The organism is Endozoicomonas sp. ALC020 (assembly GCF_049275935.1).
GTDB lineage: Bacteria > Pseudomonadota > Gammaproteobacteria > Pseudomonadales > Endozoicomonadaceae > Endozoicomonas_A.
In genome coordinates, this window is record NZ_CP184830.1 from 4,627,334 (window position 1) to 4,646,133 (window position 18,800).

General features: G+C 48.3%; 8 protein-coding genes (1 of these 8 cut by a window edge). 2 read left to right on the forward strand and 6 right to left on the reverse strand.

Going from position 1 to position 18,800, the window contains the following annotated elements:
• The 3 genes from ACOJUO_RS17430 to ACOJUO_RS17440 form a co-directional block, all read right to left on the reverse strand.
• Positions 1-4,630: the beginning of a TcdA/TcdB catalytic glycosyltransferase domain-containing protein gene (locus ACOJUO_RS17430; RefSeq protein WP_422137639.1), read on the reverse strand. 19,295 nt of this gene lie to the left of the window's left edge; the window shows 4,630 of its 23,925 coding nt (coding positions 1-4,630); its start codon is at positions 4,628-4,630; the stop codon falls past the left edge of the window.
• A complete protein-coding gene (locus ACOJUO_RS17435) occupies positions 4,563-8,174 on the reverse strand; it encodes a hypothetical protein (protein ID WP_422137640.1) in 3,612 nt (1,203 codons plus the stop codon). The genes ACOJUO_RS17430 and ACOJUO_RS17435 overlap by 68 nt, the downstream gene beginning before the upstream one ends.
• A gap of 123 nt (positions 8,175-8,297) precedes the next feature.
• Entirely contained in the window at positions 8,298-8,939 is a 642-nt protein-coding gene (locus ACOJUO_RS17440) for a hypothetical protein (protein WP_422133273.1), read from the reverse strand.
• Positions 8,940-9,046: 107 nt separating this feature from the next.
• On the opposite strand from ACOJUO_RS17440, the gene ACOJUO_RS17445 reads away from it, so the two are divergent.
• On the forward strand, positions 9,047-9,547 hold the full coding sequence (locus ACOJUO_RS17445) for a hypothetical protein (RefSeq protein ID WP_422137641.1): 501 nt from the start codon (positions 9,047-9,049) through the stop codon (positions 9,545-9,547).
• A 724-nt stretch (positions 9,548-10,271) separates the two neighbouring features.
• On the opposite strand, the gene ACOJUO_RS17450 is transcribed toward ACOJUO_RS17445, so the two are convergent.
• Positions 10,272-13,271 (reverse strand): RING finger domain-containing protein, encoded by a 3,000-nt coding sequence (locus ACOJUO_RS17450; protein WP_422137642.1) that lies wholly within the window; start codon positions 13,269-13,271, stop codon positions 10,272-10,274.
• Between the two features lie 103 nt (positions 13,272-13,374).
• Here ACOJUO_RS17450 and ACOJUO_RS17455 point away from each other — a divergent pair, with 103 nt between their 5' ends.
• A complete protein-coding gene (locus tag ACOJUO_RS17455) occupies positions 13,375-13,509 on the forward strand; it encodes a hypothetical protein (protein WP_422137643.1) in 135 nt (44 codons plus the stop codon).
• Here ACOJUO_RS17455 and ACOJUO_RS17460 read toward each other — a convergent pair.
• Positions 13,504-16,503 (reverse strand): hypothetical protein, encoded by a 3,000-nt coding sequence (locus ACOJUO_RS17460; RefSeq protein WP_422137644.1) that lies wholly within the window; start codon positions 16,501-16,503, stop codon positions 13,504-13,506. The genes ACOJUO_RS17455 and ACOJUO_RS17460 overlap by 6 nt on opposite strands.
• A gap of 220 nt (positions 16,504-16,723) precedes the next feature.
• Positions 16,724-18,763 carry a hypothetical protein gene (locus ACOJUO_RS17465; RefSeq protein ID WP_422137645.1) on the reverse strand — a complete coding sequence of 680 codons (2,040 nt, stop codon included), beginning with the start codon at positions 18,761-18,763 and terminating at the stop codon, positions 16,724-16,726.
• Between the last annotated feature and the right edge of the window lie 37 nt (positions 18,764-18,800).

Here is an 18,800-nt window from a genome sequence, read left to right on the forward strand (position 1 = left end):
TTTTGTCTGCTTGGTCCGTCAGATAGTGACCCAGCAAATTTTTCAGAGACTTGATATACCAATCGCTCAAGTCGGAAAAGTGAGTTTGTGACCGTTGGACCGAGAGGGCAAGCAGGTCATCTTTTTCGAATACAGAAGCTATCAGGTCAGGGCTGGAGATCCGGAATGGGTCTATGTCATTGCCACCAGGTGCGACAATGTCCTGCAAAGACCCAAGCAACAGGCGAGTAAACAATGCTGTCATCGCATTGGATGGCGGGTTTGCGACTTTCCGGGCCAGTTGATACCCCGCCTGCTGGGTCCGGAAAAAATTCTCCCGGGCAAAGGGATCGCCATAGGCCACCAGACCCACCCCGGAAAACGGGTCACCGATTGAGTCTGCGCGGACAAAGGCGCTCATCTGACGTTTTTCTTGTGGCTGAAGCTCTTTTGAAGCCCCGGCCCGGGCAACAGGGAGTTCGACATCGGCAGTCGGCAAAGGCATCAACCGGTAAGGAGAAAGGTTATCACCGGTGTTTTGATAGAGTCGACGGTTGTAATCCTCAATCAGATCGGAGAGTTTCTGCCTGCCATTGTTTTCGATAATCGCTTCAAGCAGTAAACGTTTGGCTTGTTGGAAATCAGGGTCACTCTCTTTACCTAGACGAACATAATCCCTGCCGGTGGGTAAAACGGGCAAATTCCGGAGTTTTTTCACCAACCCTCCTGCAACCGGGAGCTTGCGGGTTATTAACTGTCCCCGGTCGTCTTTCTCAAGCACCAGTTTGACGCGATGGTCTGACTGTGACCACAGCGGATCGCCGTTGGCGGGCAGCACACCCGTCCATTTGCGCCCCAACTCATCCACCGCCACCAGAGCGTTACGAGCCGTGATTCGACGTGTCCGGATTTCACCAAACAGTGCTCTGGCGAAAGCCTCCACAGGGTAATGCTCGCCACTGGCATCAGCGCCACAGCCCACCAGACTGACAGTTCTGACAAAGCGCCCGCCGGTTATGCGCTCAAGCACTTTGGCCAGTTGCGCAACCGTCTTCCCGCCCAGAAGAAACTTTTCAGAACCGGCCTTATCCCCCTGAAACTGACTACCGTGGCCAACTACAATAATGCGGGTGTCGTCTTTAAGAAAATCAGCTTGCAATGCCTCAAGCTTAATGTCGTGGCCTGTATTCGGGTCGTACAGGGAACCATAAGAATCCAGAACTATATGGCGGCTGAAATCGGGCTGGTATTTGTTTGCCAGATATAAGCTGGCTGTGGTTTCAATGTCATTGTCGCCCAGCTGAAGAATGACCTGGTTTGTATAATGGCTGTCTTGCTCAGCGTTCAGGGCATAACGCTCGGTTTTATCCGTTCTGGGTAACCAGCTACTGGGGCATTCATCAGTACTGCAACTGATTAAATTAATCTGTGCTAATGGATTGATTTCCATGAAAAGGTCTTTTACTTCAAGATCAACAAGGTCTTTTTTTGAAAAAAAATCAGACAAATAATTCTGGGAGACTTCTAAAAATCCTCGGGACCCTGATATGGACATCGTCGATTTAGCCTGGTGCAATATTCCATCTTTCCGGTAATCAAAAAAACTGTAGGCGACTCTCTGATCAATATTCAATTCCCTGGCGATTGATTTTGCAGTTTTGTCTATATCTGTCTTGGCAGCGTTTAATGGCTTATCGATATTTAAACGTTCAATTAATTTATAACGTCTTATAATTCTTTTCTTAACTGTGTCAAGAGCCTCACTGTCAGGTGGCGCGATAATCAAGTTGTTGTTGATCTTTGCTTTTTCTTTGTAGATTAATTTTATTTCCACTGAACCAGGAATAACCCTGAGCGAATCTTGAAAGACAAAAAGGGGTTTTTCGCCATGGTTGGCTATGGCTTCTTCAATACCCTTAATAAGATCAGGGTATTCTTCCTTTATTTTGTCATAGTATTTCTCTTGTTCCGGATCAGGTGTCCGGCCAAAAAACAGCTGTTCCGGCCCTTTCTGGCCAAAATACTTAATGATTGCATGGTTAACGGGGTAATCCGGACCGATCCGACGGTCTCCAAAGGGAAAAAAATCCGGAAATCTAAGGTGTTTAAACAATTCCTTGTTAAAAGCAGGTAGTATATCAACGTCCAAATAGACACCCCCTCCTTCCTTATCTTTGGCAAGTACTTCCACTCTTGCCAAATCTGCTGCAGCGGCCAAAATCCCCCTTAGTGCAAGTTCTTTGATGTACCATTCTTTCAGGCTGGCTTTATTGCCTGTCGGCCAGAGTTGATTGATGTCTGCCAGCTTGAATTCACCAGATACAGGGCTGCTCCTGAGCTTGGCCAACTCGTCGCTGAACGCCTTCATTTGCTTCAGACTGTCTGTTCGTATTTTTTCTAATTCGCTTTCATCCATACCCAAATGGTTGACTAAAAACGCCTTTGCCATTTCGTCAAAGGATTTACCCTGGGCGATGCCGTTTTTTATAGTGCTATAGGCCAGATCTTGCAGTTGATTTAAACGTTTCACAAATTCATTCCTGGCATTTTCTTTTTTCAGGAATGATTCGGGTACTTTCTCAGCGGCAACAGACTCACGTATTTCCCGGGCCAATATGGGCGCTAAAAACGCTTGCGGATCGTACCAGAGCGTCATAGACCAGGCGGGAATCTGTGAAACCCAGATCTTGAGACAGTCTTCAACACCTTTTTTAAGAGGCCCAATCCAGATAGTGTTAAGCTCTTTCGGTACCTCGACCAAAGCATCCAGCAGGTACTGCTTTATTGTGGCGTCCAGCAGGGAGACGGCTGCTTCACCCATAAACGTTTTGGGCAGGTTTTCCTGCATCCGATAGACAAGGGCGTATTTTTGAAGGGGCGTTCCCTCTGGGCGAAGTTGGTCAAATTGGTCAATTTTTTTCTCCAGCGATGCTAAATTATCCGAACCAAGAGTACCCAGATGGGGCTTCAGGCTGTGCTTGAACATCGCCAGAGTCGGCATGGCATCATCCGGATTGACGGGCCCCAGCAACCCGCTGTTGTCTGACAATACAGAAGACAACTGCCGCATTCCAGCGGCACTTTCAGCAAGCAGGTTTTTTTCAGACAAGCGTTCGACTCTGGCGTCCCCCTCATTCATGCGAAGCGCTTTCAGCTTGTCAGACCTGTCGGCCAGCGACCAGGTCACCAGACCCGTGTCTCCAAGCAGGCCAACCCACAGACGCCCCCAGATATCCACTCTCAAAAGACCGTCACGGGCAGTCACTGCCTGGGTTTTTGTTGCTTTCAGGGTCTCTCTCAGGTATTGGCTGACAAGCCCGTCGTGATCAATGCCTGAGCCAACCAGGTTAATGGTTTTAACAGGAGTATCTGCAATCAATTCATTGATTGTTTTTGACAGGTCTGACGCGGTTTGCCCGCTCAGGGTAAATTTCCCATTGCTGGACTGACCCGCACCGACCACATGAATTCGGCTATCTCCGTCCAGAAATTTACCAATATCGGCAGTATTAATCCTTGCGCCTGTCTCTCCATCTGACCAATAACTGCCCTTATTGACCAGCCAACGGATTGAGTTATAACTAACTCTCGTTGGTTCGCGGTTTTTATATTTGTCAAACAGGTAATGGCTGGCCTTGCTAATCGGGTTAGCATCGCCAGACTCCATCTGGAGAACCAGTTGTTGGCTGTATTGGCCAGGCTTTTGCGGATCCGTGTCTATATAACGCCGGATATCGTTTTCCTGGTCCCGGACAGCTGCCGCTGCGCTGGAAATGGTAAAGTGTTCTCTGGCTGAAAATTGCAGAACATCCAGTAAAGCTTCGTAGCCTGCCGTCCAACTCATGGCAAACTTGCTTTCCCTCAATGCCTCATCGCCATTCAGGATTTGATAGCCTTTCCCAAACTTCTGTATCCCTCTGAGTCGGTAATAAACCAATGCCGCAGCAGCATCCTTTGTTTGGGTTAAAACCGCTTCTTTTCGTTTGGCATCATTCCAATTTGTCAAACTGGACAATTCCAGCCGACTAATATCTTCATGTTGTAATAAGAGCGTGCTTTGAGCAAACTCAATGGTTGGGTTGCCTGGTGCCGCCGCGAAAAATAAACCCGGATTTTTTTCTGATGGCACACAGGCCTGATAGGGCATGACTTGAATTTTTTCCAAAGGCTTAAACAGTTGCGAGGGATCAGCACTCGCCAGACGCTGTTCAATGTCGCTCTTCAACTCGGGGTATTTTTCACCGAACCAGGCAATATCGTCTGCAACCTTCTGTTGAATGGCAGGAGCCTGATCGTCAGGAAGGAATTCTTTGCCGAGGCGCTGGATGACCAACTGTGTCTGTACTGCCTTTACCCTGTCCCAATCTGTTTTGCTGACGCCTGAATAATCAACACCCTTGAAAAGATCCTCATTCAATGCCGGCGAAAGCGACGTATCAGAATAAACACCGCCGAGGGTGGCCATCACCCTCATTTTCACCAGTGCCTCAGCCGCAGGCTGATGGCCACGCAACCCCAGTTCCCTGTAATAGTCCTTTTCAGTCTCCTTACCATCTTCCCCGTAGGCAGCGGTCCAGACCTTATTAAGATCGATGAGGGAAAACTTCGCCTGTGGGTAAGAAAACTCTATCTGCCGTGCAAATTCCTGCAAGGATTTCTGCATTTGGGATTTTTTTTTTGTCAAGGTCCGCCTTGTATTTGAGGTGGCCTGTCAGAAAATTCTTCACCGCCTGATCAAACGGCTGGCCCCGTTCTATTTTTGGCTTTATGGCTTTCCAGGCCTCATCCTGTAACTTCATCAGGTCTTTCAGTAAACCCGATTCAAAATCAGAGGGATTACCGGGATTGGTTTGACCGGCCAATTTACGGGTCATTGACTCTTTAAGGGCTTCGGCAAGCACACCGGCGAGCATTGCATTGGGGTCATACCAAAGATTTATTTTTAAACCGGACTCTGAATTGGCCAAAATCCATGACCGGATACGCTTCAGTTCGTCATCGGTTGGGTTAACGCTGACAAAATGCAGCTGTGGAGGGACTGGCTTCAGATTACTTTCTAACCAGCGCCGGATGTTGGTAGCCAGTTTCGCAAATTTTACGCCGGTTGCCTGTGGGTGATTCACGATCAGGGCGGTGAGTTTTTCGTAGATTTTCAACGCCGAAACAAAGGTTGATTGTGCATTCACATGGCGATAACGATCAAACACCATAAAAGACGAGAACAGGTCTTCAAAACGTTTGTTCAAGTCTGCGTTCAAGATCCGTTGATACTGTAATAACGGCTCAAATTCCATATGGAACGTCTTGGCGTCAGGAATCAGTTTATCAATTAATTTCAAGTCTGAACCTGCCACAGGATCAGAATCGGAACGGCGAACCCTTTGTACTTTTGCCGGTCTTGTGACTGCCGGATAGCGGTGCCGCAGGGAAGGTGGCAGAAGACTGTCATCTGCGGTCATAGTGCCAATGGCAGCCAGTTGCAGACGATAAGTACCGTTCCTGTCAGGCTCTGCCGTCAGTTCCAGATGACGTCCCAGGGAGCCGCGTCCGGTCACTGCCAGACGCAAAGATTTTCTACTGTCTGTCTCTGTCGTTTGATTAAACCTTACCTCAACGGAAAGGGTGTCTTTGACCATCATCTGACGGGGGTTCACTACCGGTAACGGCAGTTTGTCCTGTCCGGGATAGTGCTGTGGCAAACCAAGCTCAGTACGAATCCGGTTTTTGGCCGCATTGATATCTTCTTCTGGTGCCAGCCCAAGCGCCAGCCGTAATGCCTCCCCCAGTTGGTAAAAGAACGAAAGATGGCCTGCCAGCCATCCGGAACCGTAGGGCAGGTTCCCCTCATCCGGATCAAAAGGGATAAGCGTGAAGGTGCCGTTATTGACTGTCTGGTTAATGGGTGCAAGGTCTGTCCCATTATTCGGGGCAAGATCATGGACAGTGTCATTTTCCGCACCATGATCGATGGGCAGGTAGGGCAGTGGGCCGGACTGACTGCCGGGGAACGCACCATTGCGATCGGGGATAATCAAGCTGACATACTCCCCGGGGATCGTCCTGTTGCGCTCATCGGGGTGGACCTTAAATATACCTTGGTCGTGTATGTCGCCAAGGGTGTCAGGTCTTATCGGGGTCGTTACGTTGCCCGACAGCATTCGTAACGCGTCGGTATTGTTCAACCGGTGTCTGAACAGGTCGCTGGCATCCACCAGTTGCCGCAGGTCACTGGCGAGGGTCTGATTACCGGAACTGGCCAGATAGTCCGGTGTCAGGTAAACCCCTATCCAGTCACCCAGAGCCTTGAGGGTAAGGAATCTGCCCCGAACGCTGCGGGTGGTGTCGTTAAAGAGCGGCGCCTGTTCCGGCTCCAACAGGCCATCGTATTCATCCTGTTGTGCTTCGTCATTTTTCTTCAGGCGCTGAAGGTTTGCCAGAGCCGTATTGTTGGGATCTCGGGCGATCAGCCAGTCCAGACTGTCATCGAGCGCCCTGCGGAAAAACCATTGTTCACTGCGCAACGGTTGTTCGTCGTAAACGGTTTCGATGGCCTTGAGCAAATCCGCCATTTCCCCGCCTGTACGGTTACTCTCCGCTGACGCTTGCCAGTCTCCCATAACGCTGGCAAGTGCTGGCGCCAGCCCGTCACCCTGATAAAGTTCCCGGACGGCATCAACAAAGTCTTCGGCTGTGCCGCCACGTTTCCTGAGGTCATGGCGTTGGCCTGACATCAGTCGCTGGTATAGATCACCGGACTCTGGTGGCCATTGCCGGGCCTGGTAACGTTCATCAAGCCCATAATGCGGTTGCAGTGCTTTCAGCCTGTTGTCAGTGATTCCCCAGAGCTGTTCAATACCGGCCACAGCCACGGCATTGTCGGTCAGGGTTTTTCGCCATGCAGGTACCAACAGGGATGACAGTCCGTGTCCAAGAGCCTCGTCAGAGTGCCGGGAAAGATCGGCGGCTCCCAGACGAATCAGTGGCTGACTGTCGTTTGTGAAGGTTGCGTCACTGTCAATAAATAATCGGTCGGACTCTGCCTTGATAAGAGGGACCTTGTGATCCGGGCCACCCGGATCACTGGCAATCTGCAGTCCGTGAAGAAAGGTCAGCAATTGCCGGTTAAAACCACCGTATAGAAACAGTCCTGCCAATTTCTTGAGGTCAAAAACCAGCCGCTGGAGCGTTTGTGCCGGATCTTTGTAACCGAGTGAATGGTAGCCTTCCACATCAAGGGTGATGTCGGCCAGTCGCAGTGGCGGAGCGGCGTCGCCCTGGGGGTATACCCTGATGCCTATTTCTGTTCCGTTAGCCCGGGTGCGGTAACCATCGCCAAAAGCAGGGCAGGCTATTGTCTCGTCGATGCGCAAAAGAGGCGCGACGGGTGTGAAAGGAGAAAAACTGTCAGGCACTGGTCTGGTAACATTGCCTGTTGGACGGATCTCCTCACTTTTGAGCCAGGCAAGTGTTTGACCAAGATCGTTTTTAGAATGCCAGTGTCTGGCTTGCAGTTGGGCACTTAGAGGAGTTGGCGGCTTCTCAGGATTTTTTGGGGCATTGAACAGATCAGGAAGCAAAGACTCCAGCCAATAGAGTGAAGCCGGTGATACTTTCTGATTCAACCATTTGGCAGCCAGGGTTTCAGAAATAAAGTCGAGCTGTGTTTGCGTGGCTATAGCGGAAACCACATCATCAGTCTGACTAATGGGAGACGGGATTAAACCACCACTATTTTCTGCGGAACCATGCTGGCGAGCCTGAAATTCTGACCAGAAGTTATTGGGGTCACAGGCTTCATAAACGACCATTGCCATATTTTTCAGCAACGTGGCAACGAGTTGGTCAGCTCCGAGCGATTGCCCGATTAACAATGTAACGCCATCGTCGTCATAAAAGATATTCTGACCCGGCAAATCAGAGTCAGACAGGATAATACTGATATTCCGATGTAAATAGTGGGGAAAAAAACCGGACTGCTCGATTAACCAGAAGGCTCTGTCAATGGCTGTCCTGACCGTGCTGATGTGTGCTGGCGTGGCAAAGGCTGATCCGGGGCTGGCCTGATCCGTTGACAGTCTGATGCTAAAAATATCGGTATTAACAATGGCCGGGTAAAACCAGCCATCGCTGGTCTTGAACCACTGTCTTTTGGGAGTAGGATTGAGAGGGTTTGTATCAGTTAGATTGGCGGGCATGCAGGAAGCTCTCCGGAGCTGTAATGAATTCTACCGAAGTACAACAGTGGGAAAGACCAACTGGAGTAATGCAACAGATGTTGCTTATCAGTAATATCACTGTGTTAATGATTTCTGAGTTTTTCAACCCTGACTCATCGTAGTCGAAGGTAGTGGAGTCGTCAGGTTTTGTATCATTCCCTGGCTTGCCGACGGTACAAACGACGTGCTCTCGCCACTGCGATTGCCCGACAGGGCACTGAGGTCCTGAACCAGTCGCTGGTAGTGCTGGTAAAGTTCCGTATCATTCAGGCTTGCCATCACTGGTTGTTCACTTTCCGCTGTACCCGTTCCAACGTCGCCTTCCTCACCTCCGACCAGGCTGCACAGGTAATTAACCAGCCGTTGCCCCCTGGATCTCAGGCTTAAGCTGATGGCATCAGAGCTGTCAGCTGCGGCAAAATGAACCAGTTTGCTCCCGGCCCGTGTTCGCCTGCCCAGCGGCAGGCCCCGGCGAATCCAGGCGGCCAGGATAAAACTGCCGCCAGTGACCGGAGGTGGCATCAGGCGGGATAAACCGGCGGGGCAACGAGCCTGGTCACCGCTTTCAGTGGCATTACGCCGAGCCAGCGAATGCCAGCTTGCCGCCTGCAAATCTGCGAGGCTAACACCAGCCATTCGAACACGGTTAAACGAAGCAGGGGCGAATTTGCTAACGATTTGTGCCTTTGTTCCTGCATTGGGGGGTCCGCTGTCAGAAGGTTGTCCATCTTTATTACCTGCCAATTAAATTATCGGAAATTGCTGGGGAATTGCCATCAATCTGCTCACCTAGCTTTCTTTAGAAGTTTGGGGAGTTCGATGTGGCTACGCAATCGGTTTGATTATTTTTGATGCATTTTTTTGTTTTTATAACAACTTTAAGTAGTGTGGCTGAGTCTCAAGATAGTCCAGATGAGGTTGCAAAAGATTTATTAGTATTTTTTTCTGTTGTCAACGATTACCGAAAAGGAGCAGATACAGACAGTGAACTTTTATTCGGTGGTTATACGAAGGGTGTGGGTGGTGGTGTATGTATTTGTGCAGGTGCTCGAGTCAATAAATATTGGGTACTTACATCGAAAACTTGCGCCAAGCTTATTAAGTCAATCTTGTTAGAAGGTGAAAAATCAAAAGTCGAACATGAGATAGGATTTTTCGTTAAACTTTTCAGCAAAGATAATCCCAAGGGTATTGGTTATATTACTGTTACAGCAAACATAATATTAGATAACAATAAACCAATTGCTTTAATTGGTATTGAGTCAGCAGAGAGTGCAAGTGGCTACCTTGACTTAAGTTCGGCAGAAGAAGAAGTAAATAATGGAGATGTAAAAATCATAGGTAGAAGGTGATACGGAAGCAATAGTTCTCCGTGGTTTGCTCAGTGAGTATTTTCTGGTTTCTGAGGAACAGGTATGGAGATACGACGGTGATTGTGTAATATCTGACATTTAGCTCAAACTTCAGTAAAATGCCTTTAAATAGCACCTTTGCGGAGCTTGGAATTACTGAGAAAAGGTAGCCCCTGATTTTTATTTGTGACACCATACCTTCAAATCACATAAACCGGGGGCGGGAACTAACTCAACTTTACCCAATCAGGGCTTTTTATAAAGAGGGATACTTTAAAAGCTCGCTGCAATAGTAGCCACAGATACAACCAAAAGGCTAAAGACTCCCGCTGTTAAGGAAGCTGCGCCAGCTGTGCATGTTTTTCCGCTGCAATCTCCATCTGAGTTACAGATACATGTACTTGTCTGCAATTTTCCAGCTTTGCCGTTTGTAATGCTACATTTACCAAAGCAACCACAGGCTGTGCAATTGCTACAAGTCCAGGTGCCAACTTCTACGTCACTCGATCTGACACCGTCGAAATCACAACAAGTTGCTGTCCCGCTAGCCTCCTAGGAGCCTGACCGAGAATAGACTGCCCTACTGCGGCGGCAGCAAATTGGTCTGAAAATCCGCTTTTGTTCGTCAAATAGCTCGCTATTCTCCTCACAAAACCGAATTTTCATCCTCAATTTTCTGCCGTCCTCGCTACGGGCGCTATTCTCGGTCAGGCTCCTAGTGGAGTTACTCTTCCTTCCATAGTTCAGTAATTTTCACAATGCTGCTACAACTTTCAGATGTTGGTAAAAAAAAACTTTGGGTCAGCACAAAGCGGCTATCGGCGCTGAAGTTGGTTGCGTGGATTGGATAGGGGTGGCGAATTTCTTGTTCCCATGACCCATCGCCCTCCAGTTGAATGATTTTCGCGGTACGATCAAAACCAAAGGTCATAACTAAGCGGCCATCGGTACTGAAGGTGGCTGAAGTGCCCCGATCATTGTGATGGATAGTGAGTCCTTGATCCCATGATCCTCCATTTTTGTGGCTATGGATTTTTGCGGTTCCATCATAACTGCTGGTTACTGCATGTTGGCTATCGGGACTGAAGGTGGCTGATAAGACCCAATGATTATGGTGGATAGTGATTTCTTTTTCCCATAATGCATCGGTTTTTTCGCCGTAGATTTTTGCCTCTTTGTCGAAACTGGCGGTCATCACATGGTGGCTATCGGGGCTGAAAGTGGCTGAGGTGATACGATCAATATGGGAAATGATGGCTTTTACTCCCCATGTTCCGTCGGCCCGTTTACCAATGATTTTAACCAGTTCGTCATCACTGCCGATAGTCAGCACATGTCGGCTATCGGGGCTAAAGGCGGCTGATCTGATCGAACTAACAGTCCTGATGTGACCGATGGTAACTTCTTTTTCCCATGACTTATCGTCTTTCTGGCCAATGATTTTTGCCGTACCATCGTCACTTGCGGTCACCACATGGCGGTTGTCGGGGCTAAAGATAGCTGAGTTGACTTCGCGCTTATGGATTACGTTGATTTTTACTTGCCATGATCCATCGGCTGATTTGCCCGTGATTTTTACCACGTTATCTTTGCCAACAGTCACCACATGGCTAGCATCAGGACTGAAGCTGGCTAAATGGATCGGACCATCATGGTGGGTGATCCCTTCTTGTTCCCATGATCCACTCTCCTTCAGAACATAAATTTTTGCGGTCCCATCGTCACCGGCGGTCAACACGCGGCTACTATTGGCGTTGAAGGTGGCTAAACGAATGGGCCCATCGTGGCGGATAGTGATTTCTTCTTGCCATGATCTATCCTCCTTTCGAACATAGATTTTTGCTGTCCCATCGTCACTGGTGGTCAACACACGGCGACTATCGGCGCTGAAGCTGGCTATTATGACCGGACTACCGTGGTGGATAGTGAACTCTTCCATCCATGTTCCATCGGACTGATAAACATAGATTTTCGCAGTGCCATCGTCACTGGCGGTCACCACAAGGTGGTTATTGGCGCTGAAGGTGGCTGAGTTGATCACGTCGTCATGGCGGATCTTGGCTTTTGTCACGGGATGAATGAGGGTTCGCAAGAGTTTTGCAAACCGTGAATCATCAGATGCCTGGCTGCTATGTCGGCAAAATTGGACAAAATGGTACAAGGTTGCATAATTTTTTTCTGTTTTATTCCATTCCTTAACGGCTCTTTTTGCAATAGCTAAAGAATGACAACCGTCGTATTTTTTCAATAGTTTGTTAAAGTCGTTAAGTTTTGTTGTTAAGCCATTTAATTGTGTACGACATGTAGGACAATCTTGGACTGCACGATCCCGCCTCCTTTTTTCGAGCCACTGACTTAAACAATCAACGTGATAAAAGTGATTGCAGCACGTTTTCACTATATTTGACGAGCGTTCAAACGGCTCCTTACATACCGCGCACTCTGCACCAATAATTTGACTGGATTCATGTTTATCCACACGCAGTCCATTATTGGCAAAAGCAGTGATCGCTATGAAATCATTTTGCATACACTGTTCATTTGATAAGCGTATTAATTCAAGGAACGATGAGTGCTGGTTAAATTGTTTCAAGGTATCCAGAAAGGGGGAGGGGAGTGTTAATGATTGTGGATTATTTATAATCTCATTCCTTATGGCTAAATCTGATATTTTTTCTAATAGATTGCGAATACGCTCAACCGGGTTTGAATGAAGCAGGAACAATTGAAGGAAGTACTCAGTAAAGCAACATTTTTCGAAATCCCCTATCTGCGGTGGTTGGTCAGGTTGGTTGAGCTTGTGGATTATGTCCAGAACAATCTCAGACAAAATCATCTGGCAGTTGTTGCCAGCGGCTTCTATCAGCTGCCTGATAAATCGGTTGCGTGTTGATTGCTCAAGGGAAGAACGCGGCAGTGCCAATATCGCCTCAAGAGGAGTAATAGTATCGCCGCTGATGTTTGTGCCTTTTGTTTCCAGAACCTGCAAACGCTGAGGCATGTCCAGCTTCTCTAACATTTCCCTGAATTTAAAAGCGGCGTTGGGATTGTCGCTTGCAATAATAGCTAAAAGCTTGTTGGCAAGTAGCTGAAGGTCCTGAGTCGAAGCATTATTTTTACCCTCCTCGCCATTGTCGTCTTCTCTGTTATTGCCATCGCCGCTGCCACTATTTTCTTCTCCGGGTGATTTGTTCTCTCGGTTTTCAGGTGCTTTTCTTTGCTCCTGTTGATGGTGGTGGTTAGTTGCGTCATTTGATTCTGCATTAGGTCTGCTGCCAGAGGGTTGTCCATCCTCATTACCTGCCTGTCGGCCATCATCATGATGGGTCTTGCCTATGGACATCAGCCAGTTGATGACGGGTTGCAGAACAGCCAGGTCAATTTCGAATAATCCCGATGGCCTGCCGCCTCCACCTCCCCAGGGCGGAGGCGGCGAATAAAAAAAGCCTCCGTCGCCGACACCGGGAAAATCGGCTTTGTCAGCGAGCTTGCCTCCTGTCACTGTCAGTGTGCTATTGCGGGTTTTCCCATCATTGATTTCAATCAGAGTCTTGCGCCCATCGGGATGATGACGGTCAATAAGGTTTGAGGAATAACATAACGGCACAATCATCATAGCCAGCAGGGAAAAAGCAAAAATACCAACCACGTCCTTCTTGTTTGTCAGGAAATGCCAGAACAGTCCGTGTTGAATGTCTGTTCTGACAAAATAAAGGAACGCCATGGGTGAATCTCATTATTCGTAGTGCATCAGAGAATAGCCAAGATTTTCCGGGACTACTCTTCTTTCCATAGTTCAATGGTAACTATTCAGCACCCAGCAAAGGATGATTGCAGTAATTCTTCATGGCTATAAGCAGGGCTTCAAAAACATTCTGACCCTGATTTCCGATGCCAGAGATCAGGTTGCCATGGGACGAGAGCCGAATTTAAACGTGGGGATGAATCAGCTCAGGCTATAGATTCAACAATATAGCCAGCGAGGCGATGACCCCCAAAGCATTGGTCACTGGAGTTGTATCCGCTGATGAAGCAAAGGATTGAAGCTCTGTCATGCAAACAGCTGAGTCAAAGTAGAACTGCCCCTCGACGTTGGTCAGCCCAGTCAAAGCAGTGGCTTTGGAATCATTGATAGGAGTCCAGCTATTCACGATCTGGCAAAGTGTCGGTGCACTGGTCGTTGCCGGGTCGACGGTTGAACTCACAGAACTTGGGCACTCATCTGCCAGTGGCAATGGATCAACGGCTTTCAGGGAGAAATATTCGTTGTCTACTTTCCACAAAGTCATTCCCCGAAAGTGGTTACAGGTCAGTGCCAGATCAAGCTCGTCGTAGATAGTTAAAGCTGTCGTTGTGACGTTGATATTGTTACCAGCCAGATTAATGAGAGGCGCTTTGCAATAGGCAGACGAGGAAAGACCTATTAAAGCGAACCCTCCCCTTCGGGTTTCAATTCCTGTACAACTTTCTCTACGTGTCTTGCCTTTATTATCAATAACAGCAGTGTTTCTGAAGATATTAATATTGCTTCCGGATCCAATTGCAATCTGAGCCAATTCCGAGATTTTGCCCTGGAATGTGTTATCAATTATTTCGAGTTTGTTTGACAGGTTATTGATGTTGCGAAGATTAATGAATATTGCTTCCTCGGGAATTATACTGAGTTTTGTTGTGTGGATGGTTTCACCAATGACCTTGTTATTAGCGAAACGTAAGCCTGGGCCCGTGTGCAAATCATTGGTGGATGCATCCAGATTCGCAGAACAATGAATGTTAACTGCGGCCCAGACAGGAAGATAAAAAACGTTGTTCTCTATAGATAGTGCCCCATAATAGCAGCTTGTGTGGACAATAACGTGAGTTTGAGTACCTGGATTAACTCCGGTTGGCTGGAAAGTAATGTGTTTTATATGATTGTCTGCTGTTTCTCCAAAATTGAATTCGTTATCGCAGTGAGCGCCAACTCCGATCATGTATCTACTTGTAAAGTTATCATGAAGCTTGATAACAATTTCAAAACCGTCATCAGCAGCCCCGATGATCTCCTGACCGCTCTTCAAAACTATTGTATTGGCGATAAAATATTCAACAGTGGGCTTACCTGTCACGGGGGCAACGGTTGGAGAAGTTGTTTTGGAGGAAAGCAAGATAACAGTGTTATCAGGAATCTGTTGTATCAACTCACTTAAATCATCTGCAGGGTCGGCACTGAGAACAACGCAATGTCGTTCCCTGACAAGATCACTGTCGTCGATTAGCCGTTTTTGAACCCCCGTCGTTTGACCTCTGAGAGAGCTGCATAATTTCCTTGGAGGGGAAGTTGCAGTAGTAGCAGGAGCTGCAGTAGCAGGAGTTGCAGTAGCAGGAGTTGCAGTAGCAGGAGTTGCAGTAGCATTAGCATTAGCATTAGCAGTAGCTGCAGTAGCATTAGCAGTAGCTGCAGTAGCTGCAGTAGCTGCAGTAGCATTCTGTTGATAGGTACCGTTTATTGGATAGTCGGGATGTAGGCCAATCTTGCCCAGGGTTCCTGCATAATTAATTTCTATGGGTGTTGATGCTTTAGTGGGTGTTGACTCTTTAGCGGCTCTTGACGCTGAAGTGGCTGTTGACTCTTTAGTGTCTGTTGACACTGTAGCGGCATTTACCGGGCAAGCATTACTATTCGAAAAATCCAGCGCATCCAGAAATTCAGTTCTCGAAGAGCAATTGGCTGTTAACACACGTAGGTCGGCTTTTTGGCAAAGAAGCTGATCATTGGAGATAGATCCAAAATTCGTTATATTGCCATTGATAAAGCTGTTCACCGCCGTGGTGTTGGTGACGACCGCTCCACGGTCAAAAATCCCTACCCCTATGCCAGCTTTTGCGCTCCCGCCCGAGGTTTTGATCTTGCTGTTCACCGCCGTGGTGTTGCCAACCGTGTCTGTAACCACGCCCCCCCCGATGTCGATGCATGCATTTTCACTCCTGGTTGTGACATGGCTGTTCACCGCCGTGGTGTTGCCAACCACTCCTAAATAAACCTGCCCCCCCCCGATGCCGGCGTCTGCAAGCCTGCCCGAGGTTTCGACCGTGCTGTTCACCGCCGTGGTGTTGCCAACCGTTCCACCAAAAAACTGCCCCCCCCCGATGCCTGCGTCTGCCCTACAACCCAAGGTTTCGACCGTGCTGTTCACCGCCGTGGTGTTGCTAACCTTTCCTCTATAAACCGACCCCCCCCCGATGCCGGCGTTTGCAAGACTGCCCAAGGTTTTGACCCTGCTGTTCACCGCCGTGGTGTTGCCAACCTTTCCTTTATAAACCGACCCGCCCCCGATGCCGGCGTGTGCAGATGCACCGCGGGTTTCGACCCTGCTGTTCACCGCCGTGGTGTTGCCAACCGTTCCTTTAACCTCCCCCCCCCCGATGCCGACGTGTGCAGATGCACCGCGGGTTTCGACCCTGCTGTTCACCGCCGTGGTGTTGCCAACCGTTCCTTTAACCAGCCCCCCCCCGATGCCAGCGTAATTTTTATCACCATTGGTGAGAATATGAACATCTTTCGCCCGGATATTACTGACTGTGCCAGTATCATCAACAACACAGGCTGCTAACCCGGTCGTGTTCTGGGAAGTTATATTGGCACCAGTAAAGTGAAGGTTCCTGATGCTGCCTTTCAGAGTGTCAATAAAACAGTTAGACAGGCCGCTGATGGTACGGCACTGCCCATAGTACTCCCCGGTGAATGGGTGGGTATCATTGCCAATGGATTGATAGTCTTTAGTGACAACAATATCCGCTTTCTGTTGATAGGTACCGTTCAGTGGATATTCTCGACCAATCTTGCCCAGGTCTTTTGCATCATAAATTTCTATGGGGGCTGTTGACGCTTTAGCGGGTGTAGATTGAGTGGTCAGGGGCAGTAACAGAAATACAGGAGCAATGAACAGAGCCGAGTTGTGCTGCAACTTGATCATTTTCAGGACTCCTTGGAAAAGTCGCTAAGAAGCCTAGACGCTGTGTTTATAGTTTTCCATTAATATGATTATGGTGTTGCAAGAAAACAGGCGGATCTTTTTGTCAATACTCTCTTTAGTGCTGCTACTCAGGGTATTAGCCATGACTCCTGAGCCATCCATATACAGGGCGAGGGCGTTGCAACAGCCTCTTTTAAACGAGGGGATGAATCAGCTCAGGCTATAGATTCAACAATATGGCCAGAGAGGCTATGACCCCCAAAGCATTGGTCACTGAGGTTGTATCCGCTGATGAAGCAAAGGACTGAAGCTCTGTCATGCAAACAGCTGAGTCAAAGTAGAACTGCCCCTCGACGTTGGTCAGCCCAGTCAAAGCAGTGGCTTTGGAATCATTGATAGGAGTCCAGCTATTCACGATCTGGCAGAGTGTCGGCGCGCTGGTCGTTGCCATGCCAACGGTTGAACTCACAGACCTTGGGCACTCATCTGCCAGTGGCAATGGATCAACGGCTTTCAGGGGGAAATCTTCGTTGTCTACTTTCCACAAAGTCATTCCCAGAAAGTGGTTACAGGCCAGCGCCAGATCAAGCTTGTCATAGATAGTTAAAGCTGTCCTTGTGACGTTGATATTGTTACCAGCCAGATTAATGAGAGGCGCTTTTCTATAGGCAGACGACGAAAGACCTTTTAAAGCGAACCCTCCTTCAATTCCTGTACGAATTTCGCCAGGTGTCTTGTCTTTATTATCAATATCAACAGTGTTTCTGAAGATATTAATATTGCTTCCGGATCCAATTGCAATCTGAGCCAATTCCGAGATTTTGCCCCGGAATGTGTTACCAATTATTTCGAGTTTGTTTGACAGGTTATTGATGTTGCGAAGATTAATGAATATTGCTTTCTCGGGAATCATACTGAGTTTTGTTGTGTGGATGGTTTGACCAATGACATGATTATCAGCGAAACGTAAGCCTGGGCCCGTGTGCAAATTACTGGTGGATGCATCCAGATTCGCAGAACAATTAATGTTAACTGCGGCCCGGACAGGGAGATAAAAAACGTTGTTCTCTATAGATAATGTCCCAGAATAGCAGTTTGTGTGGACAATAGCGTCAGTTTGAGTATCTGGATTAACTCCGGTTGGCTGGAAAGTAATGTGTTTTATATGACTGTCTGCTGTTTCTCCAAAATTGAATTCGTCATCGTAGTGAACGCCAACTCCGATCATGTATTTACTTGTAAAGTTATCATGAAGCTTGATAACAATTTCAAAACCGTCATCAGCAGCCCCGATGATGTCCTGACCGCTCTTCAAAACGATTGCATTGGCGATAAAATATTCAACAGTGAGCTTACCTGTCACGGGGGCAACGGTTGGAGAAGTTGTTTTGGAGGAAAGCAAGATAACAGTGTTATCAGGAATCTGTTGTATCAACTCACTTAAATCATCTGCAGGGTCGGCACTGAGAACAACGCACTGTCGTTCGCTAACAAGATCACTGTCCTCGATAAGCCGTTGTTGAACCCCCGTCGTTTGATCTCTGAGAGAGCTGCATAATTTCCTTGGAATGGAAGTTGCGGTAGTAGGAGCTGCAGTAGCATTCTTTTGATTGGTACCGTTTATTGGATAGTCGGGATGTAGGGCAATCTTGCCCAGGGTTCTTGCATCATTAATCTCTATGGGGGTTGACGCTGCAGTGGCTGTTGACTCTTTAACGGCTGTTGATGCGGTAGTGGGTGCTGACTCTTTAGTGCCTGTTGACACTGTAGCGGCTTTTACCGGGCAAGCATTACTGTTCGAAAAATCCAGCGCATCCAGAAATTCAGTTCTCGAAGAGCAATTGGCTGTTAACACACGTAGGTCTGCTTTTTGGCAAAGAAGCTGATCATTGGAGGTAGGTTCAGAATTCTCTTTAATGCCATTGACATAGCTGTTCACCGCCGTGGTGTTGGCAACCGTTGCTTTAGCTCTAACCAACCCCCCCCCGATGCCGGCGTATGCATACCAACCCCTGGTTGTGACATGGCTGTTCACCGCCGTGGTGTTGGCAACCGTTCCTCTAGGTCTAACCAACCCCCCCCCGATGCCGGCGTTTGCATCATCACCTCCGGTTGTAACATGGCTGTTCACCGCCGTGGTGTTGGCAACCGTTCCTCGAAAATTAACCAAGCCCCCTCCGATGCCGGCGTTTGCAGTATAATCCCCGGTTTCGACCGTGCTGTTCACCGCCGTGGTGTTGCCAACCGTTCCGAAAACCATCCCCCCCCCGATGCCGGCGTGAGCATCCTCGCCCGAG